This is a genomic window from Geitlerinema sp. PCC 9228 (genome assembly GCF_001870905.1).
In the GTDB taxonomy this organism is placed as follows: Bacteria; Cyanobacteriota; Cyanobacteriia; order Cyanobacteriales; family PCC-9228; genus PCC-9228.
Map to the genome: position 1 here is coordinate 40,284 of NZ_LNDC01000177.1, position 24,206 is coordinate 64,489.

A 24,206-nucleotide genomic window follows, 5' to 3' on the forward strand; every position below is an offset into this window, starting at 1 on the left:
AAATGCCTGCATCTTTCCAACAAAAACCCTTAAAAGGAAAACTGCGTCTGGTTAGTACGATTCGTGTCGAAACTGGATTGCATATTGGTGGCGGCGGAGAAACATTGGAGATTGGTGGAATCGATAAGCCAGTTCTTCGCGATCCTCTCACTAAAGAACCCTACCTTGCTGGATCTTCTATCAAAGGCAAGTTGCGTTCAATTTTAGAACGTTTGCTCAACAAACCTCTCAATCGTCCGGGAGGTTCGGGTACTTATCGTTATGAAAGCGATGATTTAGAGGATGGATATTCCAAGGTTCAAGGACAAAAAATCTGGTTTCAAGGAGCAAAACACTGTCCGTTAAGTCGTGTTTTTGGTTCGACTGGAAATAATTGCTGGATTGAAACTTCTATAGCCGAGGACCAACAATTATCATACCAGAATACTGAGACGGATGAAAATGGCAAACAATATAGTTTCATCAGAGGCAGAAATGCTCCTGCTCGTTTGCTCGTTCGCGACGCTCATCTAACGCCAAAATCTGCGGAAGACCTGAAAAAAATTGATACGGGATTGTTCATGACGGAGTGGAAATTTGAAAATGGTTTGGACCGCGTAACGGCGGCTGCCAATCCCCGTCAGTTGGAACGAGTTCCTAAAGGAACCGAGTTTAATTTTGAACTGGTTTACACCGTAGAAGACCCCAATCAAGTTGAAGAAGATTTGCGCAATATTGCGATCGCTTTGGCTATTTTAGAAGACGATGCGTTGGGAGGACACGGTTCTCGCGGCTACGGGAAAATTAGTTTCCATAACTTTAAACTGTACTATCGCAGCATCGAAAAATATAGGGATATTGTAGGAAACGGTGGCAGTTCGTTCGATCCCATTTACCAGAAAGAGAATACACCAGAATTCCTAGAAGATTTTGGTAATGTCAACCAACAAATTCGCGGTTCTCTCGATGAACAATAGCAGCAAACAAGCAAATATGAATTTACTATGAGCGTTTGGAGATTGGTCAAACTCAATTTTGGACGTACTCCCGTCCATTTTGGGGAAGTAGGCATTGGTATTGAGAAAACAGGCGAACGAGTAAAGTCGGATACTTTATTTAGTGCTTGGATAACGGCTTATGCTCGTTTGTTTGGCAAGGATGAAGTAGAACATTTATTAACAAGATTTTTAAGTTCGCCACCAGTGCGAATGAGTTCTACATTTGTCTACCGACGATATCAAGACACAAACAAAAACTACCAAGATATCTACTACCTTCCCCGTCCTTTGCAATTTCCTCCGAACTATCCTGACGAGGATTTGAGCTTTTTTAAAAGCTACAAAAAGTTAAAATATCTTCCTTTGCCTGTATGGCAACGTTGGTATCAAGGGAAAGGTTTTACAGAAAGCGATCGCGAACAATTAGAAACAGAAACCAAAGGGAAATCCAATGGTTGCTTGTGGCAACAAGGTACTTTTGATTATGGCAAAGCATACCAGTCCCATAAAGTACCACGAATTTCCGTCGATCGCACAACCCAAGCCACCAATTTGTACCATACTGGTCTCGTACAGTTCCAATGGGAATCCACTGACAATGGAATTCAAAATTTAGCTGGATTGTATTTTCTTTTGGAATTTCCCGAAGAAGATAGCCAACTAGAAAGCAATTTGAAAGCTGCACTGCATTTATTGGGAGAAGACGGTCTTGGCGGCGAACGTTCCACAGGTGCCGGACGTTTTGAGGTAGAATCTTTTGAAGAGTTACCCGAACAATGGCAAAAATTGTTGGAATTTCCTTCAACTAGTTCCTATCGCTGTTTGCTGAGCTTGCTTTGGGAAAACGAGGCTTCAAAACTAACTGCATTAATGAATGGCGGCGAGAATATTGGTTACGAAATTCTCGAACGCGGTGGCTGGGTTTTTTCACCATTTTCCGGTCGTCAATCTCGTCGCCAGATGGTGAGGATGTTTGCAGAGGGATCGGTATTTGCCGGTGTTCCTGAAGGTACGTTGGCTGATGTTACGCCACCGAGTTTCCAAGCTCATTCTATTTATCGCAATGGCATTGGTCTCAGTCTTCCCATTCAAGTGAAAACAGCAAGCAAAGACAATACCAAGGAGGCTTCGTAATGGTAGCGACCTCAGATAAAGCAATTCCCAAACCAAATTTTTACGATACCAAACGTATTCGGCTAACCAGTCCTCTATTGCATATTGGTTCCGAACTTCAAAGTTTAAATCCTTTTGAATACGTCGCCACCAGCGATCGCGTTTTTTATCCCAACTCAGAAGCGTTGGCAAGAGCTTTGTACAAACGGGGAGCTCTTCCAGATTATATCGCTAGAATTGAAGCAAGAGAATCTATTATTTCGCTGCTGGAAGATGTATTTGGCGATGAGTGGCAACGGGAAAAAGACGATCGCGGCAATCCGCTTTTTCCCAAGCATCGCATTTGTCGCAAATGGACCAATAATAGCATCACCGATTTGCGTCCAGCTATCAGAAACGGTATGGGACAATTATATATTCCCGGTTCTTCGATTAAAGGAGCTATTCGTACCGCGATCGCATATTATCTCCTAAAACACGAAGACACATATCGACTTCCCGAAGAAAAGCGTACGAGTCATATTGAACAGCAGTTAAGAGAACGGATCGGAGGTGGTTCGCTCAAAAAAACAGCCAAGTTTGCCGATGATGAACTATTCATGGACGATATCTTTGCTAATTTTCAACTAAGTTATCAAGGAAAGCAAGCAAAAACCAAAAATAAACCCAGTCCCAATACAGATTTCATGCGAGCTGTTCAAGTCACCGATTCGCAACCTATAGAGTTTACTGTTATCAAAAGAAGAGATAAGAAAATTCCGTACAATATTCCAGCAATTGCTGAAGTTATTGTTTCCAGCAGATTTCCCAACGGAAAAGCCAAATATAGAGCTTCTTTATATGTAGAAATTATCCATAACATTCGTACGGAGTTTTCCATTAGCGTAGATACAGACATGCTCAAGTGGTTTAAACACCGACAAGGCATGAAACTACCCTTCCAAAACACGCAGGATTTGCTGAATATTTGTCAGGAATTTGCTCAAGAACAGTGGGAAGCCGAACGAATTTACTGGCAAAACATCTCTAGTAATCCCAATGCTGGCGATCGCAATTTAGATTTTAGTTTAATTAAAGAGAGAGTTTATCAACAAGAAGCGTGTCCCTATTCTTTACGCCTTGGCTGGGGAAGTGGTTTGTTGGGAACGACTGTGGGATTGTGTTTGGATGAAGAACTTGTCGAGAAAATTCGCGATGCCTGTGGTATTGCAGCTCCTCAATTTGAAGCTCCCAAATCTCGGCGTACTGTCGTAAATTCAAAGGGAGAAATTCGCTATGTTCCCGGTTGGACTAACTTAAAAATATTGGAATAATTATGTTAATTGAGTCTAAATGGCAAATTGCTGTATCGGAAGCAACGACCATTCCTCGTTCCTATCGCATTGCTTTGGCGAAAGAACTACACCAACGCCTGGGATGGGAAATGGGAGGCAACGATATTCCCCCAATCACGTCATCGGGAATTATTGGGGTTTGTTCCACGTCCAAAGAATACGTGACGTTTCATCCAGAAGAATGCTATACCCTCTATTTGTGTGGGTTAAACGAAGCTGCTGCCAAAGCGATCGCATCTTTAGAATTACCGCCAACATTGGCATTTTTAGGAGGTCAGTTTCACATTCGCGATCGCCAAGATACCACGACAACCTACGAACAATTATACACTGCTACTGTCGCTGAAGAACCAGAACCCACCAGACATTTTAACCTGCGTTTTTTATCTCCCACCGCTTTCTCCCAAGGCAAAACCCACCTACCGCTACCAGTTCCCACGTTAATGTTTCGCAGTTGGTTGGAACGATGGAATCATTTTGCCTCTATTTACCTAGGCGGCGACGAACTGATTGCCTATTTACAAGATGCGGTGGTTATCCAAAGACACAATATCCAAACCAGCCGCTTTCAACTTTCAAAGGGATACATTAACGGATTTGCCGGAAGCGTTACGTTACGAACTTTCCATCGTGTCGATCCGTTGCTAGCCAACGTAGTTCATTTATTGATTGAATATGGCAGATTTGCTGGTACGGGAATTAAGACTCGCTTGGGGATGGGAAAAACAGAGTTGATGTTACCGGAGGCATCTATGGAAGAGAAAACGGTTGCATGAATTTTCTATAAATAAGGAGCGATCGCTATGTCTATTACAGAATTCAAAAGCATTGGTTCCGTCGTTCGGGAATTTCAAATTTTCTATCGGGAAGCTGATTTTGTTGTAGAAGTACCGTTGGAAGTTCCCCAGCATTTCCGATACGATTTGCAACTGGTTATGCAAGATGGGATTGTGGATAACTCCGAATTGGCGATTTGCGAAAATTTGATTTATCCAGTTTTGAAGGAAGTTTGGAAAATCTACCGCCACAATTTTTTATTATGGAGCCATCAATTTCTCAATTATAGCGATCGCTTGTCGGGATTTCCAGAATATATCCTAGCCAAACGTTCTCCTTTGGGAAAAGTGGTTTTCGATTGTCCTTACTTAATTTTTGTAGAAGCCAAACAGGATAAATTTGATGAAGGCTGGGGGCAATGTTTGGCAGAAATGGTGGCTGCACAGCGTTTGAACGAACGGGAAGAAATCGCCGTATTTGGTATCGTATCGAATGGGAAGATTTGGCAGTTTGGCAAAATACGCGATCGCGATTTTACACGCAATATCACTTTTTACTCAATTCAAGATTTGGACAGTTTGTTTGCTTCGGTAAATTATATTTTCCAACAATGCGATCGGCAAGTCAACAACCCAACGACTGTTTAACGGAAAAACACACTTGAGAGGTACAAACAATGGTTACAACTTTTATTTGTTCCACCGGAACCAGTGCAGCCAAAATTTTACAAATGAAACCGCCGCAGTTTCAGCAATGGATAGAACAGCAAAACGATGTGGAAGCGGCTGCCGAAGCCTTATTTCAAGAGTTTCGCGACCTGGAACCTAGTGGCGAAAATTTACAAAAGAAACTTTCCGCTGAAATCCATTCTCTGGTTCGCATGAAATTGGATTCCCGAGATCGAGTTTTGTTACTATCCTCCAGTACGGATGATGGATACTGTTGTGCTTTGGCTGTTGCCAAATACTTGCAACATCATTGGCAAGTTGATGTCACGACAGAAAAAATTCCTGAATTGCAGGTAAAAGATGCTGAGGCATTTCGCCGGGAAGGTGTTGTTCGTTTCGTGAAACGGGTCATTACAGAAATTAATAACTACGGTAACGATAATGCGATCTTAAATCCCACCGGTGGTTTTAAAGCATTGGTTCCCTATACCGTTCTTATCGGTATGTTGAAAGGCGTTGTTTGTCGGTATATTTTCGAGCAATCTACCACCGTTCTAGACTTGCCTCCCTTGCCGGTTGAATTTAAGCGTTCTCAATTTGAAGCTTATCGAGAACTGTTTGAAAAAATCGAGCGAGATACCGATATTTCCAAATCGGAATGGGAAGCACAAATTCCTTACAATCAAAGAAAATGGTTCGATGCTTTGATTGAGGAAATTGGCGATCGCGTTACTTTATCAGCTATTGGTTTTTTATTTTTAGATGAAATTAGAAATGCCTCCACGTTTGTTCCCTATTTATCTAAAGTAGCTTTAGATGAATGTTTTAACAATCTCAACCAGCTAGATGAGTGCAATCCTATACAGTTTCTCGAACGAGTGTCTCGTTCTCAGGAGGCTTTTCGTCAAGCAGAACATATCAATTTAGGGAATGGCGTACGCTGGTTGAAACCTGGTAGAACAACAGACCGCTATTTGGTTTCTATTGAAGGTTGGCAATTGTTAGTATGGCGAGCGATTCGTGAAGACGAAATAGGTAAAGATTATCCCAATCAAATTAAAGTAAATCCCAATCGAGAACGAAGGAGGTATGCTCCATTTGTGCGTATAGATGAGTATTTGGCAGCTCAGATGCTAAAATAAATAAGTATAAAATTAGTTTAAAAATGTGAAAAAGTTTCTATGTCCGTATTTAGAAAGCGAAGTAGAATTACCCCTTGAAAGAGAACAACATATAATAGAGACTCATCCCGAGTTGCTGCCAGCGTATGAAAGCGAACTTGCTTTAACTTTGCAGCAACCAGATAAGGTACGATACAGTCGTTTTACTTCCAGTGCACGCTTATTTTATCGTTGGTTCGATAGCGTTCGCAACGGCAAATATATCGTTGTTGTCGTAGTAACAGATTCAAGCTTTCTCCAGCGTCATTGGATTGTTACTGCGTATATAGCTCGTAAAATCCCAAAAGGAGACTAAATCATGTCAAACGTAACTTTTTTTTACGATCGCGATGCTGATATTTTATATATTAACCAATGTCCACCCTATGCCGAACAGGAATCGGAAGAACTGGATGGAGACATCGTTGCTAGGTTCAATCCGGAAACTGGGGAAGTAGAAAACTTGGAACTGCTATTCTTTTCAAAAAGATTGCAAAACTCCCAAGTGTTAGAACTTCCCATTCAGGGAAAATTTTTACTAAATCAGTAAAATGAGTGCAATCTAGCAGGAACGCTATTCATTTTAAATTTGTTTTAAAATATCTAGAGAAATCGATCGCATACCATCATGTCTAAAATCCTACTTATTACCGTTGGCGGGTCTCCGCAACCCATCATTACCGCAGTTCAAAGCCTCAACCCCGATCGCGTGGTCTTTGTTTGTTCCGGCGGTTCTAGAGGCAGCGAAACCCAAATTATTGGCGAAGGAAAACCCTGCGAAATTCGTCAAGGCGCACAAGTGGTCGATCGCTTGCCAAATTTACCGACATATCTGGAATTAGGCGATCGCTTTCAAGCAAATCGCGATTTAATAACCATATCCAACCCTGACGATCTATCACAAAATTACCGCGCGATCGCAGAAAAAGTACGCGAAATTCGACAGGAACTTCCCCAAGCCAATCTTCTAGCCGACTATACCGGCGGCACCAAAACCATGTCGGTGGCATTGGCAATGGTAGCTTTGGATTATGGCGCGAAAGTTCATTTAACCACCAATACCACCCGGGAAAATTTAATTCGCGTAGAAGCGGGAGAACGGGTCAAAGCCGCTGCTGTATCTTCCGTTACTGTTAATCGGACGGTAGAACAATTTATTCCCCGGGTTCTCCAACAGTATAACTATCCAGCCGCGATCGCGGAGTTGAAAATTTTGTTACAAAACATGGAACTATCCCAAGAGGATCGACTTCGCATCGAACAACTGTTGGATTGCTGCGAAGGGTTGGATGCTTGGGATAAATTCGACCACAGAAAAGCGATCGCGTGCTTGCGAAATTATCTCAAAGAACCGGCACTCAAAGACTTAATCTTATTTCTAAAACGGGTCATGGGAAGCCGTCAAGAATTTGCGGCAGCCATTGGCGATGAATTTGAAACAGCCGATGGCATCAACAGACATGGTTACGAAATTGTGGAAGATATTCTTCTCAACGCCGAACGCCGCGCTACGTTGGCACGATACGACGATGCCGTAGCTAGATTGTATCGCGCTTTGGAACTTTTGGTGCAAGTTCGTCTTTGGGAAGGGTATCAAATCCAAACTGGCGATGTGGATGTCACCAAATTGCCAGCATCCCTACAGGAAAAATACGAAGCGGAACGTTCTCCCACCAAGGGAAAAATTCAACTGGCATTGACCAAAAGTTACGAACTACTTGCCGAGTTACCAGATGACCCCCTCGGCAAAATTTATCTGGAATATAAAGACAAACTTTTGGATATTTTAACCGCGCGCAACGATTCTATTTTAGCCCATGGTATGCGTCCGGTCACCAAAAATCAGTACCAACAAATTGCTTCGCTGGTAAAAACGTTTGTCACCACCGGAATTGATGCTGTGGTGGTTGGGAAAAAGAAACACGCGCCGGTACAATTTCCCCTCCAGTTACCTTTTTAACCCATACTATCTTCTTTATTCGTAAAGAAGGGAGCTTTTTTCAAGAAAAATCTATCGATAGTTGCCAATAGAAAATGGGTAGATAGCGCGATCGCAAATTTTATATTGCATACCAAATCCGATTCTCTCAACCACAAACGTCCCCCAAACCGTCCCCCTTTACAAGGGGGACTACAGGGGGTTCTAACCCAATTCTATTATCAGGTCTTACCAAAACAGATTTCGTAGCAGACCCAAAGTTTCGCCAACCGTTCCCCCTGACAAGCAAGACAATAGGAGAATTTTCCGTTCGATTTTCCCAAAACTATCCACCCCGATTTTCGATTTTTGTTTCTATTCTTTTAAGGCAAATTTTGCTGTTGCTTTCCTTCAAATTGAGATTTGGCAGGATTTGCCGTTGGCGACGTTTGGGAGTCGATGTTTTCTGGGTCGGTGGTGGCAGAGACAGAATTCCAACCGCTGGGTCGCAGCAGGGAAAACAAGGCAAAATCCCCAACGGTACCGAATACAATACTACTGAAAAAGACCAATGCCGTACACAGAATAACAGCAAACAGTCCCAAAGGCGCAACAATTAAAATCACCCAGGTAATTGCAGCGTTGGCGAGGGCAACCAAAACGCTGCGGTAGCGAACCAGTTGTTTGACGACGGAATAAGGCATAGTGGTTTTTCACTCAATCGACAATTTCTATTATAACAGCGCTTTGAAGACCCCTATTCAACATAGGGTTTAAATAGAAGGTGTAGGGTATAGCAATGTCGAACCGATATGACCACTCTCTATCTCACCGAACCGGGAACCACAGTTGGCTATAGCAACCAGGTGTTAACGGTAAGCCGCAAGGAAAAGACAACTTCCTGTCGTTTGGCTGAAGTTCACCTAGTTGTGGTTTTGCCAGGGATACAACTCAGCCACAGTGCCATTTCCGCTTTCTTTGACAATGGGATTGAAACCATCTTTCTGCGGCGAGATGGACGATTTCGCGGACGCTTGCAAGGACAGTTTGCCACCAATCCCACGGTGCGGCTGGCGCAATATCAAAAAGTGAATACAACATTTGGGAGGGCGTTAGCACAAAAATTGGTTTTTGGCAAGGTTTGCAACCAACGAGTTTTGTTGCAGCAGCGAAATCGCAAAAGTCGCGGTCGTATTAGCCAACTTACAGAAGCCATTGACATTCTCAGCGCTTACCAGCAGCAGCTAAAAGCCAGCGATACGCCTTTACAGGAAGACGAAATTATGGGAATCGAGGGGATTTGTGCGCGGACCTACTACCAGGCTTTGCGCCATTGGTTTCCTGAAAAATGGGGATTTACAGGACGCAACCGCCGTCCTCCCCGCGATCCCATCAATGCTTTGCTCAGTTGGGGATATGGGGTTTTGCTGGCGCGTGTCTTTGCTGCCTGCGTTCAAGGGGGACTCGATCCGTACTTGGGATTTTTTCACGCGATCGCGCCTTACCGTCCCAATATGGTTTTGGATTTGATGGAGGAGTTTCGTCCGGTTATTGTCGATCGAGCCACCATTCGTTTGCTGGAAGCCGATTTACTGACGTGGGAGGATTTTGAGCCTTCTCCAGATGGTGCTGGCATTTGGTTGGGTCAAACCGCCAAAAAACTATTCTTAGCCCAGTTAGAACAGCAGTTTCAAACCAAATACCGCTATCCACCCCAAAACCAGCGTCGTTTGGCTTTAAATCAAATTTTGCTAGAACAAGCGCGATGGATGGGGCGATGTTTGGCATCTTCTGAGTTGGACTATGAGGCGTTTGTGTTGCGATGACAAATTTATGGTTGGTTTGCTACGACATCCGCGATGACAAGCGACGGCAGCGGTTGGCAAAGCTAATGGAACAGCGATGCCAGCGGGTACAGTATTCGGTTTTTGAATGTCCTGTGGACGCGCCGACGCTGGATAAATTGTTGTCTCGGTGGTTGAAGGTGTTGAAGTTGCCGGAAGATAGTTTGCGCGTTTATCCGTTGGATGCGAAGGCGAAAGCGCAAGCGCGGGTATACGGAAGTCCACCTCCCTACGAACCACCTGATTATTTAATTTTGTAACCAAAGTTGTGGAAATTGAATGCCACTGCAGGCGTTCTCAGCCTTGCCCTCCCTGGCGGAGGGCTTTTGTTTCGGAATGTAAATTTGTACCAACAGTTTGACGCGAAGAGCAGGAAAGTCTCTGTGGGAGGGAGAAGCAGCGAGTCGAATTTTTTTTAGGATTTTTGCCTTGACTTCTGGAGAAAATTGCCCTATATTGAGAGTAAAGCTGGATATTGAAGATTTTATCTGGCGGATTGGAACCTTGTAAATTTTTGTAAAGGACTACGTACGTGGTCTGGCGCAATTGGACCTTGAAAACCAAATATAGAGCGAGTTTCCTAGGGGTAGGGTCATTTCCTATCTATTCCCCGCAAGGGGACGGAAACAAGATGAGGAGTTATTTTTTGGAACACTTCCTCTTCCTCTGTCATTTCCTATCTATTCCCCGCAAGGGGACGGAAACTACATTTTTCTGGGATCTTCGGAAAAATCCGTGGAAGTCATTTCCTATCTATTCCCCGCAAGGGGACGGAAACACAAATTTTTTCTTGATTTTCTATTGAAATCTGATGAAGTCATTTCCTATCTATTCCCCGCAAGGGGACGGAAACTTTCGTCCTCATCTTCTGCTTTAAACAGGTCATCTGTCATTTCCTATCTATTCCCCGCAAGGGGACGGAAACTATTCATCTCAGTCTCCAATAATATAAATAAAAAGAAGGGTCATTTCCTATCTATTCCCCGCAAGGGGACGGAAACTTGGGTTTTGTTAGAATCAGAACGACTCAAAGCGTCATTTCCTATCTATTCCCCGCAAGGGGACGGAAACTCGGCTTCTGATACCTCTACCTCCTGCTTTGGATGTTTGTCATTTCCTATCTATTCCCCGCAAGGGGACGGAAACTTACCTACCATGAATCCGTCTACATTTAAAGCGATGTTTTTTGTCATTTCCTATCTATTCCCCGCAAGGGGACGGAAACGGCATCACTCCCCTTAAGGAGTAAGTAATACCATTCGTCATTTCCTATCTATTCCCCGCAAGGGGACGGAAACTCTTGCTTGCTGTAAAAGCCCGTTGCAAGCTTGTCATTTCCTATCTATTCCCCGCAAGGGGACGGAAACCGCTCTTTTCTTATTTGGAAGAACGATCTTAAAATCTCCTTTTTGGAGTCATTTCCTATCTATTCCCCGCAAGGGGACGGAAACGCTTCTTCACTGCGAACGGAAAAAGAATAAGTCGTTGTCATTTCCTATCTATTCCCCGCAAGGGGACGGAAACGGCTCAAACCCAATCGATGTGAAAGATGTTTTCCTTTTTTGGTCATTTCCTATCTATTCCCCGCAAGGGGACGGAAACATTTTCGTAGGCTATGTTGACTAAATCCAAGCATTTTGTCATTTCCTATCTATTCCCCGCAAGGGGACGGAAACCACCTTTCGCCTGGCCCACGGCCTGGATCGGCTATCACTGGTCATTTCCTATCTATTCCCCGCAAGGGGACGGAAACTTGCAAAGGGGGATGATTCCCCACTTGACTCCCCCGTATGAGGTGAGTCATTTCCTATCTATTCCCCGCAAGGGGACGGAAACCCGATCACAAGCGGCGCAAACCGCTTCTTGCCCTTTTGCTGTCATTTCCTATCTATTCCCCGCAAGGGGACGGAAACGAAACCCGGTCACTCGCGTCTTTCAGGTCGATTGTACTGAAGTCATTTCCTATCTATTCCCCGCAAGGGGACGGAAACGGCGCCACTCTCGTAAGCGGTGATTCCCTGTGTTAATGTCATTTCCTATCTATTCCCCGCAAGGGGACGGAAACCGTTGTGTTCGGGGAGTGCATCGACCTCAGTAAATGTCATTTCCTATCTATTCCCCGCAAGGGGACGGAAACAGAAGGTAACCTTTGAATGGACGAAGGAGCCCCTTCCAGTGTCATTTCCTATCTATTCCCCGCAAGGGGACGGAAACGACAATCACAGTTTCCGCATATGGAATATGTTTGAAATCAGTCATTTCCTATCTATTCCCCGCAAGGGGACGGAAACATAAAACGTGCCTCCATGGACAACAAACAAAGAACGTCATTTCCTATCTATTCCCCGCAAGGGGACGGAAACTCTGAATTTTTGGGTCGTAGACTGGGAAAAACTCTTCGTCAAAAGAAACATCGATCGCGACATAGCCACCCTTGGTATCAACCACCTTTCCATCAAACCGTCTAGGAACCTCTACAAAAAACCCCTCGCAAATACAATTCTTGTAGAACTTCCCTGCATGGCATTTCCATAACTGGCAAAATTGGATAAGCAGACTAGAACGAGAAATGTCACCAAATACCGATACTTGGGTATACTTTTCCTCGGAACCAGACATGATTCCACAAACACTCCTTCGTTGGAAGTAGGTAGAAATTTATACTCAGGTCACTCCCTTCATAAAAAAAGCAAACCCCCCATTTGACCTCACCGACCAAACGGACCAATTTCCAAAGCCGGATTTCTCCAGTACCATAAATCCAGAAGCGTGCAACCAGGAGAAAAGACCGTGGATAAATGGATGTTAGCTGCATGGCAAGAAGCGAAAACTGGCTTTGGTGAAGGAGGCATCCCCATTGGTTCGGTCATTGTTCGCAACGGGGAAATTGTTGGTCGCGGTCACAATCGCCGGGTTCAGCAAGGGAGTGCCATTCTCCATGCGGAAATGGATGCTTTGGAAAAGACTGGCAGACAACCAGCCTCTTTTTATCAAGAAGCAACCTTGTATACCACTCTCTCCCCTTGCAGTATGTGTGCCGGTGCTATCCTGTTGTATAAAATTCCCCATGTGGTCATTGGCGAAAACGATAATTTTCAAGGAGAAGAAGACCTCCTGAAACGTCGCGGGGTTCGCGTAGAAGTTCTCAACGACCCGGATTGTATCGAACTGATGAAAGATTTTATCGAGTTACAGCCGAATCTGTGGTTTGAAGATATCGGTCAACAACATTGTTGATAAATTGCTGTCGGCGGCATCTCGTTGCTGGAAAATGGGGTTCTAGCTGGCGATATTTTAGAACAAGCGTTGCTTCCACAATATGGAACCATGGTCATACGGCATCCGTTGTTTGCCTTTTTCTTGCTAACTTTTGCCATTTCTTGGGGGATTCCGGGATTGCTGCTGCTATTGGCTAGCTGGGGAAACTATGACTTTTCCATTGAAGAATATTCTCCCCTTTCCTATCTGGCTGTCTGGTCTCCCGCGATCGCTGCTATGATAATCGTTACCACCACCCAAGGATGGTTGGGTCTGCGCCAATACCTGCGACGGTTGCTACTTTGGCGAGTTCATTGGGGATGGTATGCAGGCATTCTCCTGGGAATTCCTTGCGCGAACTTCCTAGCCGCTGCTTTCACGGAAGCCACCGGCAAAAATGCTCTCATGGTACCAACAGTTTCCGCCAGTAGTTTACTGGTTGCTGCTTGGCTGCGACTCACGGAAGGACCATTGGAAGAACTTGGCTGGCGGGGATTGGCACTGCCTCTGCTGCAGCGACGCTTCAGCGGCTGGCAAGCTTCTATTATTTTAGGGTTTGTTTGGGGATTGTGGCACGTTCCGGCAATTTTTCTCGGCAGGGAATTAGGCGGCGGTACCCAAGGCAATCTGGTTTTGGTTCTGCTACAGTTGTTTTTGGGGTTCATCGCGACGGCGATTGTCATGACGGTGGTTTACAATGCTACGGGTGGCAGTCTGCTGTTGGCGTTTCTGTTTCACTGGATGACCAATTTTCCCTATCCTTGGGAAACCGGAGTCGATATTTCGGCGATGATGGATTTGCTGACGGTTTTGGCTGCGAGTCTGGCGGTGGTTCTGGGAAGAAACTATCTAGGCAAGGCTCATTTATATACGGAAGTGATTCCTGGTATCGACGAACTACCATTGAAATAGTTGTTGCAATTTATAAAAACAACGATTATGCTATTAAGCAACCAGATAGTTTCTCGTGGTGACCGAAAGTTATTTATCATTTATTGGTATTAGGAGATAATGAGTATTCCCTCCAATTCTAACTATCAGAAACTTTTTGTTGTGGGTTGTCCCCGTTCTGGAACCACTTGGATAACCAAAATGCTCGGCAGCCATCCTCAAATTGTGAAATTACCATCCGAATCTCACTTATATAAACTTGTATACGATCCTTTTACGTACTTAAAGAAATTAAAATTGTCCGTACGTCTAAAAAAAGCTTCTTGGATTTTCAAACATTTTGGTTTCAAACCTATACTTTTTGGATTTCATAGCAACGATATTTGGAATGGAATGCTTCGTACATATAAATTGTATCAAAATGCAAACCAAGTTGGTATACATATTTGTATAGATTATGAAGATTTTAAAGAAGAGATAGCTAAGCTTAAAGAAGCCTCTGAGGATGATTTGATTAAAGCTCAAAATCTAATTGCTCATATTCTCGATATGTACTTTCACCAGAAAGGAGGGAATTCCGAACAAATCTTATTAGAAAAGACTCCGATGCATATTCGCTATGCAAATAGCATCCTCGCTCATTTTCCAGAAGCCAAAGTATTAGAAGTTGTTAGGGACGTACGAGATGTTTGTACTTCTTGGAAAGCACGTTCTAAAACGCAATGTTGGGCACGCAAATCTACAGAAGATGTAGTTCAAAGATGGCAGAAATGTATTCAGTGGGGCGATCGCATTCAAGCGGAACCGGAATTTTCCCATCGCATTCATAGAGTAAAATATGAAAACTTGCGACAATCTCCTGTGCAGCAGCTCAAAGAAATCTTCGATTTTTTAGAAGTTGCTTACGACGAGGCACAAGTACATCATATTGTTGATACATGGGATATTTCTAAAGAGAAAAATAAAGGAGAAGGGAAACACATTCGTCAGGGAAAAATTGGAGACTGGCAAAATAGTCTTTCTCAGGAAGAAATTGATGTTTGCGAACAATTGGCTGCCCCCATGTTGGCTAAATTAGGATATCCTGTTTCATCAAGCTAGCTACTTGGATTGCAAAGCCACCTATCCCTCCTTTTCTTCTAGTTTTTAAAAACCTGACTGAGTTGTTGCTGCAAACGCCTGGCTTGGGGATGGTTTTCCTGGCAAGCCAAAGCGCGATCGCAATCGGTGGCGGCAGCTTGGGGATTTTCTAGCTTCAAATAAGCTTCTCCCCGGATAGCGTATGCCAACGCATGGTTTTCATCGAAACTCAAGGCTTGGGTACAGGAAGCGATCGCGCGGTTGAAATCTCCCATATCGAAAAACAAACAACCCAAAGCCACGTACGCATCAGCATACTCTGGAGCTAGGTTAACACTTTGGCAATAATCGCGATACGCCGCACGCAAATCCCCAATTTCGTGTAGCATTTGACCGCGATGGAAGTAAAGGATGGCATGATTTGGATCGAGGGAAATGGCTTGGGTGAAACGCGCGATCGCTTGACCGCGTTTTCCTGAAATTGCCTCAAATCTGGCAATCAATGCCGACTGGTGGCGGTTGCTGTCAGTTTTTCGATCGTTTTTAAGAGCTTGGATAAACCCTTTCAAAGCCATTTGCGATCGCTTTGGGGAACGCCACCGCTGCTGTTTCTTGCTACCCCGTCGCCAAATTTGCCATGCTACCCAAAACAAAACCATCACCACCAAAACAAGCAATTCTCTCATCTCTGTTTTTTCTAGTTCCCAAAAAGCAGCTTTTACCGAACGATGGCTAAATTGCGAATCTTTTCTAACAAGATTTGGGGAACGGCTGTTGCTGCCGAACGAATCCAAGGACCGCAGGTAATTTCCAAATAAGATTCTTTGGTGGGATAAATGGTTTCTGTTTCGGAAAGGGTGCTATGGATAACAGCAATGGGAGAGAGATTGCCGCGATCGCGACAGAACTCGTGCCAGACATCTACCTGTTCGGGGTCGGAACTAATAATGATATAGTGAGAGCAAGACTCCAAAATTGGCTTTTTCTCCGGCTGTACCATGCCTCCCACATCAACAATAACCAGAGATTTTTGCCGTCGTAGCTGTAAAATCGCTTGTGCGTGGTAGGGAAAAAATTCTTCCGTCAGTTCGCCTTTGTGTTGCCGCTTGAAGGTTTCCCCGTCGGCTTCCTTGGGTAATTCCAAAATATAATTGCCTTCCCCATCCCAATTGGCGCGTTGCAAGTAAATATTGGGAATTTCTGGCAGCAAAGCTTGGAACAACGCATGGGAGAACACGCTTTTGCCGCTATCTGGCGGACCTACCACCATCACCGCCGCGCACAAGTTTTTACTGGTACTCGGCAACGCGATCGCTTCACCCACATTTACCAGACGGCTGTGGGTAGAAACCACAATGGCAGCTTGCCTCCGAGGTTCGTAAAAAGCCACCCATGCGGTCGGATGGAGTTCGTGAACCAGATAGCCGTACAGCCAAATAGGCGCACGTCCGGATACTACAATACCTATAGTTGTATCAATTTCTGGCGGCAGTTGCAAGTTTGTCAGCGCTTCTGGATAAATAACGCGATCGCGTTTTGTGAGTTCGATTTCCAGCAATTGATAGGATAATCCTTGCGTGGTCTGCTGCCGGGAAACCGTGAGAGAGATACCGTCATGTTGGGATGTCGCCATAATCGTTTGCTTCCAATGCACAACTATACTCTCTATTATAAAGAAGCTTTGAACTGGGGTCTTCAACTACCCGGAAATTGCTCCTACCTGCAGCAGCAGGGAAATCTGCCTGCCGACATCCCAGAAAAAGGAACCGCCAATGATTACAAAAATTCCTCAATTTGACAGCGAAATACTTCTGCTTCTTTTAAATATTGCTCTGTCTCTTGCAATAAAAACTCCAAGTTTTGTTCGATCGTTTCTAGTTCCTCTTTCGATTTACTTTTAGAATAAATGGAATTTTCTAGAGAATCTATGTAGGATTGGAGAACACCATTTACTTTATCGGCATACTCTTGAAAACTGTTGGGTAAAGTTTCATCGACGTAATAACTCATCCGGTCGAATAGACTGTTTATTGCATTTTCGATATTTTCTCGAAAACTATTGATATTTTTTAACTTCAACGTATAAACTTTATCTACCTTGGGGATTTCAAAAAGGTATTGAAAAGGAGATGAAAATAAATTATGTAAAAATCCCCATATGGAAATTCGTGGCTCTAGATTTTCTACCAACGATGGCGAATCCTCAAAAATCGATCCAAGGTACAATTCTGGCGGCTGCCAATATAGGTTGACCCCTAAATAAAAATGAATAGATGCTTGCGCTTCTTGAATTTTAGCAGAAATTGCTTGTAGCTGAGGATGGATATACCGATCTAGATTGTACTGCAAATTATTATCAAATTCCTGGACAATCGTTTGCAAAACTTCTTCCTGATAGCTTTGCAAGCAACGTTCGGCTCTCGCTGCTTCTATTTCTGCTGCTTGTTTGCTGGAGAAGTAGTGTGTATCCAGTTGAACATTTGACGTTAGCAGATATTGCTTAATCTCTTGCTTTAAAATATCTCCTTGATATCTATAAACAAGTTCTTCCCGTATACATTCTAGTTGTTGGCGAACGCTCTGAAGCTTTTGACTTTTTAATTCCTCTAAAATATCGCGACTAGCCTGGGAAAGTTCTTGATTGCTTTGGAGGTCGTAAAGTGTCTTTTTTACTTGTTCTACATTTGATTTTTGCGTACTGAGTTTTAAATTACAAAAGTCGCTAATTTCTTGCAAACGATTGCGAACGAGGTTGTTTGCTGAATTCATGGATTTGGGAGCTGCCTTAGCAATTAAAACATCAACTACTCCTTTTAAAAAAGGTTGAAACCCAGATTTAGACCATAATTTTTTCGCTTTTTTATAAAGGAAATTAGGTGTGGCTTCTTCTAAGTCTTCTTCCCAATCAATTCCCAACACTTCCTGCGCTAAAGAACGCACAATAGACTGGTTCATTTCGCTTAAACTGGTTCCCGAATCGTGTTTTTGATATTCCTGGAGAAAATTAATGGCGCAGAAAGCTTGCCTTGCTGAAATTTCAAAAAAACACTGTATGTTTCCCGACATTGGCACACCAAATTCGCTTTCAACGAGTTCTTGAATGCGTTCCGAAGTCATGGGATCTCCCTCTTTTCGTTGGTCGATTTTATTAACCAAGATGTATAAATTATTCTTGCCGATATACTCGCTAATTTGGCGAACTTCTTGTTTTATTTTTTCGGCGGCTTCGGTTTTTAAACTCGTAAAATCCAGGACAACCAAAACAGCCAAACTGCGACGCAATTGCCACGTAACAATTTCGTATAAATTAATCTCTGTTTTTTCTTCCATCGCTTCGTTGGGTCCTGGGGTATCTACTAAAACCAATTTACCGAGATAGCGATTTGTATTTTCTTGATTGCCGTTGCTTTCTACAGGTACAAAAGGAGCCTCAATACGGGGGATTTTTGATAGTCTACTCAGGGGATTAAAACGAGGTACAATCCAGTTGCACAAGCGGATTAAGTCGTTAATATCGGTTAAGATTTGACGAATTTTTTGACGTCCTTTGGTTTCTTTGGCAAAAGCGATTTGGTTGGGCTTCTGAATTCGTTGCAGGAGATTTTGTAAGTGGGGAAAATCGGAAATCCTGTGTTCGGCTTCTTTTTGACCAATGGTTTGAATTTTTCGATTCAGTTGCTTGATGGTTTCTTCAAAAATAGAAATGAATTCTGGGTCTAGAATTAGTTGGGGTTCTGCTAAATTACCGTCAAATACAATTTCTGTGGGAATGGTGGTCATGGCAGCGGCGCGATTGGGAAGCAAATCTTGACCGGCGATCGCGTTGAGAATGGTTGACTTCCCAGCTTTCATCGGCGCTACAATTGAGGTGGTAAGCTCTAAATTCTCTACTTGTTCGGTAGCCTTGCGAATATCTCGTTGAAAAACCTGATATTCTGCTTGGTTTTGCGGAATTCGAGTACCGGCATTTTCAATCACGCCACCCACCCGATTGAGCCACTCTGAAAGATTTTGATGTAGCTTTTGAATATCTGTAGCCGCATTACCATTATTGACAGTCATTCCCAATCGCTCCTTGCCAACAAAGTTGATTCAAAAGATAGCCATACCCGGATTTTCCTGCGGTTGTATGACCACGGGCAGCCAAAACCCAGGAAGTCATTGGATAATTTTGTCTATTCTAGCCTATTTGTTCCCGAATGCAAGTGGTAAAGCTAGCTTAAATTACTAAGAAATGTGAATTTAACCGGATAGCCAACCACTATAACCGCGATCGCTATTTTTTATAGATCGTTTTAAATCAGAGATAGATCGTTTTAGGCGATCGCTCGTTTGTTTTTCTATTAAAATTGTAATATTTTTTCATCCAACAAAACAACAAAACGATGAAAGAGGTTGTCCAAGTATAACGACAGAATTTTTTGAGTGGTCTTTCCATCGATACTTATTTGCCCCCGTCTAGGAAGGAAAAGTGCGATCGCGCCGTTGTTGTCTCTTTTAGAAATGTCAGCGATCGCCTTCATTGGCTACCATAGAACAATGGAGATTGATAGATTGGGAAATCTTGCCATGAAAAAACGTATTTCTACACTACCTTACCAGAAATTGCAACCTTCCCAGTTAAAACGGCTTCGATGGTGGGGATTCTGCTTGAGTGTAGTGGGTTTGCTAGGAACCTGTTCTGTAGTAAGTGCAGCAAAAATACCAGCCAATTTACAAACACCCAACATTCCTTCAGAAGATTTTCAATCGGCACAAGACTATTACAATCGCGGCAAGGAATTGTACAAACAGAGAGACTATCGCCAGGCTGTAGAAGCATTGACCAGAGCCATTGAGTTAGATTTCAAAAATGTGAATGTATATTTATATCGGGGACATGCCTACGATAACCTCAGAGAATATCAGAAAGCAATTGCTGACTACGATCGCGCCATCGAACTCAAACCTGATTATGCCGCTGCTTACTACAATCGGGGAAATGCCTACTACGATCTGGAACAATATCAGAAAGCAATTGCCGACTACGATAGCGCCATCGAACTCAATCCCGATTATTCTGTTGCTTACAACAATCAAGGAAGTGCCTATCAGCAATTAGGAAAGTACCAGAAAGCCATTTCTAGCTATACTCGTGCTATTGAAATCGATAATGACTGGGGGAGTATCGGTCTGGAAACTGCTTACAACAACCGGGGACTAGCTTATAGAAATCTAGGACAATACCAAGAAGCCATTTCTAACTACCATCACGCTATCGAACTCAACCCCGATTTTGCTACTTTTTACAACAACTTAGGAAGTGCCTATCAAAAGCTAGAACAATATCAAAAAGCCATTTCCAACTACAATCGTGCCATTCGTATCGATCCAGATCGCGCATTTTTTTACTACAACCGTGCTTTCGTTTATGAAACTCGTGGCAAAATAGACGAAGCACGTACAAATTTCGAACGAGCTGCTGAGTTGTTCCAACAAAAGGGCAACCAACAAGGCTATCGCGATGCCATGGAACAATTAGAAAAATTGCGTTGATAGCTTTTTGACCAGCTACATGTTGTTCTTAAAGAGATAAAAACAGTTCTCTTTCTCTTTATCTCAGGAAACAGGAGCATCAACCCAAAACTGGTTATACAAGAAAAGACGCTTGCTATGTTATGGTCCGATTGGAATTAGAACTTTCCATAATTTACAACAATGGCGAACACCTATAGCAGAGTTCGTTGGCTTATGAAATGGTATTTGTGTTTTCCGATTCTCTCTACGGTTTTCCTAGGATTGTCTCCTATAGCTCAGAGTGCAGAACTCATCAAAGGTCCGACCAACGCTCGGTTTACGGTAGAAAGCTTACCCAATGGAAATTATCGTCTATGTAGCGATCGCCCTCCATCCGATATTCAACGGGTTTCCGGCGTATGTTTTCGCTTTCGGAAACAAGGGGAAGACATTGTGGGTGAGTATTACTATCCTTACAAAGGTTCCAGAACCTGCATCACAGGTGAGGTGAATAACAATACAGTAACTGGGCAAAGTGTAGAAACAATTCCTGGAAATGCCGATATGCCCTCCGATTTGCCCCGCCAAGATACAATGGAAAATTGGGGGCAAGATGGGTTTTTGCAAGTAGGTCGCGCTCAACTCGAGACCGAAGGTAGCATCAATGCCATACGCTATCGCAGTACTCTCCTCCACCTCAAAGATTTTTATCAGTTTAATCTTGGTCAAGGTAAGCCACCTCAAAATTGCACCACCGACACCCAAGAAATGGCGAACCTACCCACAGCCAATGAAATAGAGTACCAACTATATACAAATCCACGCTTTTACTATCGCGTCAAGTATCCAGCCAATATTTTGACCCCACAACCGCCACCTGCAAATGGAGATGGTAGAGAATTTCAGTCAACTGACGGACAAATTATCATGCGGGTATATGGCAGCCACAATGCTTTGTCCGAATCATTAAACGAACGCTACCAGCAAGTTCTACAACAAGATTCTTCTGGTTCGAATCGGGAAGTTATGTATCGAAGCATCAACGATAATTTCTTTGTCGTGTCTGGTTATCGAGGAAATATGGTCTTTTATCGCAAGACAATTTTCGATAACAATATGTTTAAAACGTTAGAATTGAGTTACCATCGCTCTTTTCAACCAGAATTTGACGCTGTTGTAGGGGAAATTGCTAATTCTTTTAAAAGTGCCAACCCCAATTAAGTAATATGAAATCCGGCTATAGACTTATGGGGAAGAACCCCCTGTAGTCCCCATTGCTAAGGGGGACGGCGACCCTTCGGCAAGCTCAGGGATTGCAGCCGGGGGTCTGAGAGCGATTCAATCTATTCAAGTGGATTTCATATAAAAATTGTCGCCATTTCAACTACAAATACGAAACAGAGACTTGTTTGTAGCAAACAATTACCATCAATTTAAGGGGGAGAATAGAAATTTCTAATCACCCCCTATCAATTTTCGTGATTCTAAGGGAAAGTGGGTTAGAGTGAAAGAAAATTATTCTTTGTCTCTCCCCGCAAAATCAAGTTCCATCCTAGTAAATATAAAGAGCTTCTGATGTAGAAACAACCAAAGAGGTACCATCAGCACTAAAGATAGCATCTCGAATGTGGTCTTTACCGCCTGGTTCTTGAAAATCAGCTAACTCGTAAATGGAACGACGCCAGAAATCAATGAGTTCCTCACCGACCACGTAGCTACCGCCAAAAACTTTTTGCGCTTCAAAACTAAGGGCATACATGCTTAAAGTGCGATCGAAGGGACCACCAAATGTATGGTGCAACTCTCCCGTACGAACATCCCAAAGTCTGATGCCGTGGGTCCGACCGAAATCCACCATGACCAACAACATCTCACTATCAGCACGAAAATCTAGAAAAGAGCGAACTTTATACGCATCTGTGAGTACCCACTCTTGTTTTCCTGTTTCTACATTCCACAGTTGAACCTTGTTATCGCTGGTAACCGCCGCTAGCAGGGTACTATTGGGGGCAAAAACCATTTTTCTGATGGGGTGATGGGATGTTTGCAAACTCCGAACCAGATTGCCAGTTTCTACATCCCACAGTTGAATGGCTTGGGGATTGCTATTTTTTTCGGAACTGCTAACACTGGTAGCCAAAAACTCGCCATTTGGACTGTAAGTGAGGTTGATATGAAGTTCTGTGTTGTCGTTTGCATCGTTATGGGGAAGTTCCAGTGGAGAAAGCGATCGCAAATTTTCTCCCGTTTGCGCATCCCAAATTTGTACTGCCAGCGATGGTTGGTTCTGGGAACGGGTTAAAGTGGCTATGGTGTTTCCATTGGGAGAGACCGCTGCGGTTAGAATTTCCGTGTTTTCACTAACAGCAATTGTTCGTTGTTCCTCGCCGGTTTCCGTATCCCACAGTCGCACTTGTTGGCCTTGCTGGAAATAGGTGGCAAGGGTTCGACCGTCGTTGCTTAAAGCCAGGGTAGCATCTTGTACATCTAAGCGGTGGCGTAACGGTGCATCTTCCCAGGATTTCGCTGGTGCTGAGGGTTCGGGAGGTACTTGGAAAACATAGCGAAGCTGTATCTCCTCTATCTCACCAGGTTTTCTCCTTGCCTGGCAAACTGAGGCAGCCACCTCGGCACGAGTTGCCGGTTCGTTTGGCAGAAATGGATCGCCAGGGGGAAGAACGACCAGTTGTTTCTGCAAGGCGGCTGCAATCTTCCCAGTAGCGTAATTGGGAATAGCATCTGTATGGCCATCGGGTAACGCATCCGTGAGAGTACGGAGGAAGCGATCGCTACCGTTGGGAATTTCTAGTCCCAAACCACTGGCGATCGCAACCAATACTTGTACCCGTGGAATCTGGAGATTGGGTCGAAAGGAATTTCTCGGATATCCGCTGAGAAAACCAGTGCGATTGGCTTCGCGAATGGCATCTGCAGCCCAATAATTAGCAGAAACATCTCGAAACGGCGTTGCTTCCCGCACTGTTGCTGCATCGGGGAAAGCACTGCGAACAATAGCCGCAAACTCAGCACGGGTTACCGGTCGTTGGGGTCGAAACGTACCATCAGGATAACCACTGAAAATATTTTGTTGCCCCAATTTCCAAAAACAGTGTTTCCATGGATGATCTACCGTATCGGACCAAAGCCACGCAGGTAATTGCGTTTGCTTGAGGTTGCTATTGTGAAATTTTGTGTGTCTGTTAAAACGAATATTTTGCAGTTGTGCCAAGCGAAGATTGCTAGAAACCAAATTCGTGCCTCGTAAATCTGCATCTCGCAAATTGGCACCTTGTAAATTGGCTTCATTGAGGATGGCTCCTCGTAGGTTGGCACCTTGAAGATTGGCACCTACCAGGGTAGCACCTCCCAGTCGAGCTTTCCGTAAATTGGCTCCTTGCAAATCTGCTTGTCGTAGGTCGCATCGTTCGCATTCGTTGGTTTCTAGCAGTTGCTTGACGTGGTCGGGGTTGGCAGCGTTGACCGTTGGGGATACCACGCAAAGTAGCGAGCATACAGACGTAGCGATCGCTGTAAGTCTCACAAACTTATCCTCCAGGAAAATTCTCTAGCAACCGTTACTATATCACTTGATAATCGCGATCGCTATAACCGGAAACAAATTTCCAAAAACATTTTCTAAAAATTTAACATTGCCGCCCCCCATGTGAATTTTGCCGAAATCAAAACAAA

At 43.8% G+C, this 24,206-nt stretch carries 20 protein-coding genes and 1 CRISPR repeat array; of the genes, 15 read left to right on the plus strand and 5 right to left on the minus strand.

Going from position 1 to position 24,206, the window contains the following annotated elements:
* The first annotated feature begins 2 nt into the window (after positions 1-2).
* The 8 genes from csm3 to AS151_RS19010 all read left to right on the plus strand — a co-directional run bounded on the left by csm3 (position 3) and on the right by AS151_RS19010 (position 7,989).
* Positions 3-956 (plus strand): type III-A CRISPR-associated RAMP protein Csm3, encoded by a 954-nt coding sequence (csm3, locus tag AS151_RS18975; RefSeq protein ID WP_071518642.1) that lies wholly within the window; start codon positions 3-5, stop codon positions 954-956.
* Positions 957-983: 27 nt separating this feature from the next.
* Positions 984-2,111 (plus strand): type III-A CRISPR-associated RAMP protein Csm4, encoded by a 1,128-nt coding sequence (gene csm4 / locus AS151_RS18980; protein ID WP_071518643.1) that lies wholly within the window; start codon positions 984-986, stop codon positions 2,109-2,111.
* Positions 2,111-3,403 carry a type III-A CRISPR-associated RAMP protein Csm5 gene (gene csm5 / locus AS151_RS18985; protein WP_071518644.1) on the plus strand — a complete coding sequence of 431 codons (1,293 nt, stop codon included), beginning with the start codon at positions 2,111-2,113 and terminating at the stop codon, positions 3,401-3,403. The genes csm4 and csm5 overlap by 1 nt, the downstream gene beginning before the upstream one ends.
* 2 nt (positions 3,404-3,405) lie before the next feature.
* Entirely contained in the window at positions 3,406-4,200 is a 795-nt protein-coding gene (cas6, locus tag AS151_RS18990; protein ID WP_071518645.1) for a CRISPR system precrRNA processing endoribonuclease RAMP protein Cas6, read from the plus strand.
* Positions 4,201-4,227: 27 nt separating this feature from the next.
* Positions 4,228-4,848 carry a hypothetical protein gene (locus AS151_RS18995; RefSeq protein WP_071518646.1) on the plus strand — a complete coding sequence of 207 codons (621 nt, stop codon included), beginning with the start codon at positions 4,228-4,230 and terminating at the stop codon, positions 4,846-4,848.
* 29 nt (positions 4,849-4,877) lie between these two features.
* Positions 4,878-6,011 carry a putative CRISPR-associated protein gene (locus AS151_RS19000; protein WP_071518647.1) on the plus strand — a complete coding sequence of 378 codons (1,134 nt, stop codon included), beginning with the start codon at positions 4,878-4,880 and terminating at the stop codon, positions 6,009-6,011.
* A 337-nt stretch (positions 6,012-6,348) separates the two neighbouring features.
* Positions 6,349-6,579: a DUF2283 domain-containing protein gene (locus AS151_RS19005; protein WP_071518648.1), complete on the plus strand. Its 231-nt coding sequence runs from the start codon at positions 6,349-6,351 to the stop codon at positions 6,577-6,579.
* 78 nt (positions 6,580-6,657) lie between these two features.
* Positions 6,658-7,989, plus strand: a complete 1,332-nt coding sequence (locus AS151_RS19010) for a TIGR02710 family CRISPR-associated CARF protein (RefSeq protein ID WP_071518649.1) — start codon at positions 6,658-6,660, stop codon at positions 7,987-7,989.
* 341 nt (positions 7,990-8,330) lie between these two features.
* Here AS151_RS19010 and csx18 read toward each other — a convergent pair whose 3' ends face one another.
* Positions 8,331-8,651 carry a CRISPR-associated protein Csx18 gene (gene csx18 / locus AS151_RS19015; RefSeq protein WP_071518650.1) on the minus strand — a complete coding sequence of 107 codons (321 nt, stop codon included), beginning with the start codon at positions 8,649-8,651 and terminating at the stop codon, positions 8,331-8,333.
* Positions 8,652-8,759: 108 nt separating this feature from the next.
* Between csx18 and cas1 the strand changes: the two genes are divergently transcribed.
* The 5 genes from cas1 to AS151_RS19040 all read left to right on the plus strand — a co-directional run bounded on the left by cas1 (position 8,760) and on the right by AS151_RS19040 (position 15,041).
* Positions 8,760-9,773 carry a CRISPR-associated endonuclease Cas1 gene (gene cas1 / locus AS151_RS19020; RefSeq protein ID WP_071518651.1) on the plus strand — a complete coding sequence of 338 codons (1,014 nt, stop codon included), beginning with the start codon at positions 8,760-8,762 and terminating at the stop codon, positions 9,771-9,773.
* Positions 9,770-10,051: a CRISPR-associated endonuclease Cas2 gene (gene cas2, locus AS151_RS19025; protein WP_071518652.1), complete on the plus strand. Its 282-nt coding sequence runs from the start codon at positions 9,770-9,772 to the stop codon at positions 10,049-10,051. Before cas1 ends, cas2 begins: the two co-directional genes overlap by 4 nt.
* A 331-nt stretch (positions 10,052-10,382) precedes the next feature.
* Positions 10,383-12,154: a CRISPR direct-repeat array (repeat unit 37 nt; unit sequence GTCATTTCCTATCTATTCCCCGCAAGGGGACGGAAAC).
* Positions 12,155-12,593: 439 nt separating this feature from the next.
* The gene (locus AS151_RS19030; protein ID WP_084639761.1) at positions 12,594-13,028 is read left to right on the plus strand and encodes a nucleoside deaminase; all 435 of its coding nucleotides are present in this window, start codon (positions 12,594-12,596) and stop codon (positions 13,026-13,028) included.
* Positions 13,029-13,118: 90 nt separating this feature from the next.
* Entirely contained in the window at positions 13,119-13,961 is an 843-nt protein-coding gene (locus AS151_RS19035) for a CPBP family intramembrane glutamic endopeptidase (protein WP_139240777.1), read from the plus strand.
* 99 nt (positions 13,962-14,060) lie between these two features.
* Positions 14,061-15,041, plus strand: coding sequence for a sulfotransferase (locus tag AS151_RS19040; protein WP_071518654.1), 981 nt, complete (start codon positions 14,061-14,063; stop codon positions 15,039-15,041).
* 38 nt (positions 15,042-15,079) lie between these two features.
* Here the strand turns inward: AS151_RS19040 and AS151_RS19045 are convergent, their stop codons facing one another.
* The 3 genes from AS151_RS19045 to AS151_RS19055 all read right to left on the minus strand — a co-directional run bounded on the left by AS151_RS19045 (position 15,080) and on the right by AS151_RS19055 (position 19,082).
* Positions 15,080-15,706, minus strand: a complete 627-nt coding sequence (locus AS151_RS19045) for a tetratricopeptide repeat protein (protein ID WP_071518655.1) — start codon at positions 15,704-15,706, stop codon at positions 15,080-15,082.
* Between the two features lie 32 nt (positions 15,707-15,738).
* Positions 15,739-16,653 carry a CRISPR-associated ring nuclease Crn3/Csx3 gene (gene crn3 / locus AS151_RS19050; RefSeq protein ID WP_071518656.1) on the minus strand — a complete coding sequence of 305 codons (915 nt, stop codon included), beginning with the start codon at positions 16,651-16,653 and terminating at the stop codon, positions 15,739-15,741.
* Positions 16,654-16,796: 143 nt separating this feature from the next.
* Positions 16,797-19,082, minus strand: a complete 2,286-nt coding sequence (locus AS151_RS19055; protein ID WP_071518657.1) for a dynamin family protein — start codon at positions 19,080-19,082, stop codon at positions 16,797-16,799.
* Between the two features lie 507 nt (positions 19,083-19,589).
* Between AS151_RS19055 and AS151_RS19065 the strand changes: the two genes are divergently transcribed.
* Together AS151_RS19065 and AS151_RS19070 are read left to right on the plus strand one after the other, a co-directional pair.
* Positions 19,590-20,555 carry a tetratricopeptide repeat protein gene (locus tag AS151_RS19065; protein ID WP_071518659.1) on the plus strand — a complete coding sequence of 322 codons (966 nt, stop codon included), beginning with the start codon at positions 19,590-19,592 and terminating at the stop codon, positions 20,553-20,555.
* A 195-nt stretch (positions 20,556-20,750) separates the two neighbouring features.
* Positions 20,751-21,737 (plus strand): hypothetical protein, encoded by a 987-nt coding sequence (locus AS151_RS19070; protein ID WP_071518660.1) that lies wholly within the window; start codon positions 20,751-20,753, stop codon positions 21,735-21,737.
* Between the two features lie 331 nt (positions 21,738-22,068).
* On the opposite strand, the gene AS151_RS19075 is transcribed toward AS151_RS19070, so the two are convergent.
* Positions 22,069-24,057, minus strand: a complete 1,989-nt coding sequence (locus tag AS151_RS19075; protein ID WP_084639765.1) for an S-layer homology domain-containing protein — start codon at positions 24,055-24,057, stop codon at positions 22,069-22,071.
* Positions 24,058-24,206 lie beyond the last annotated feature (149 nt).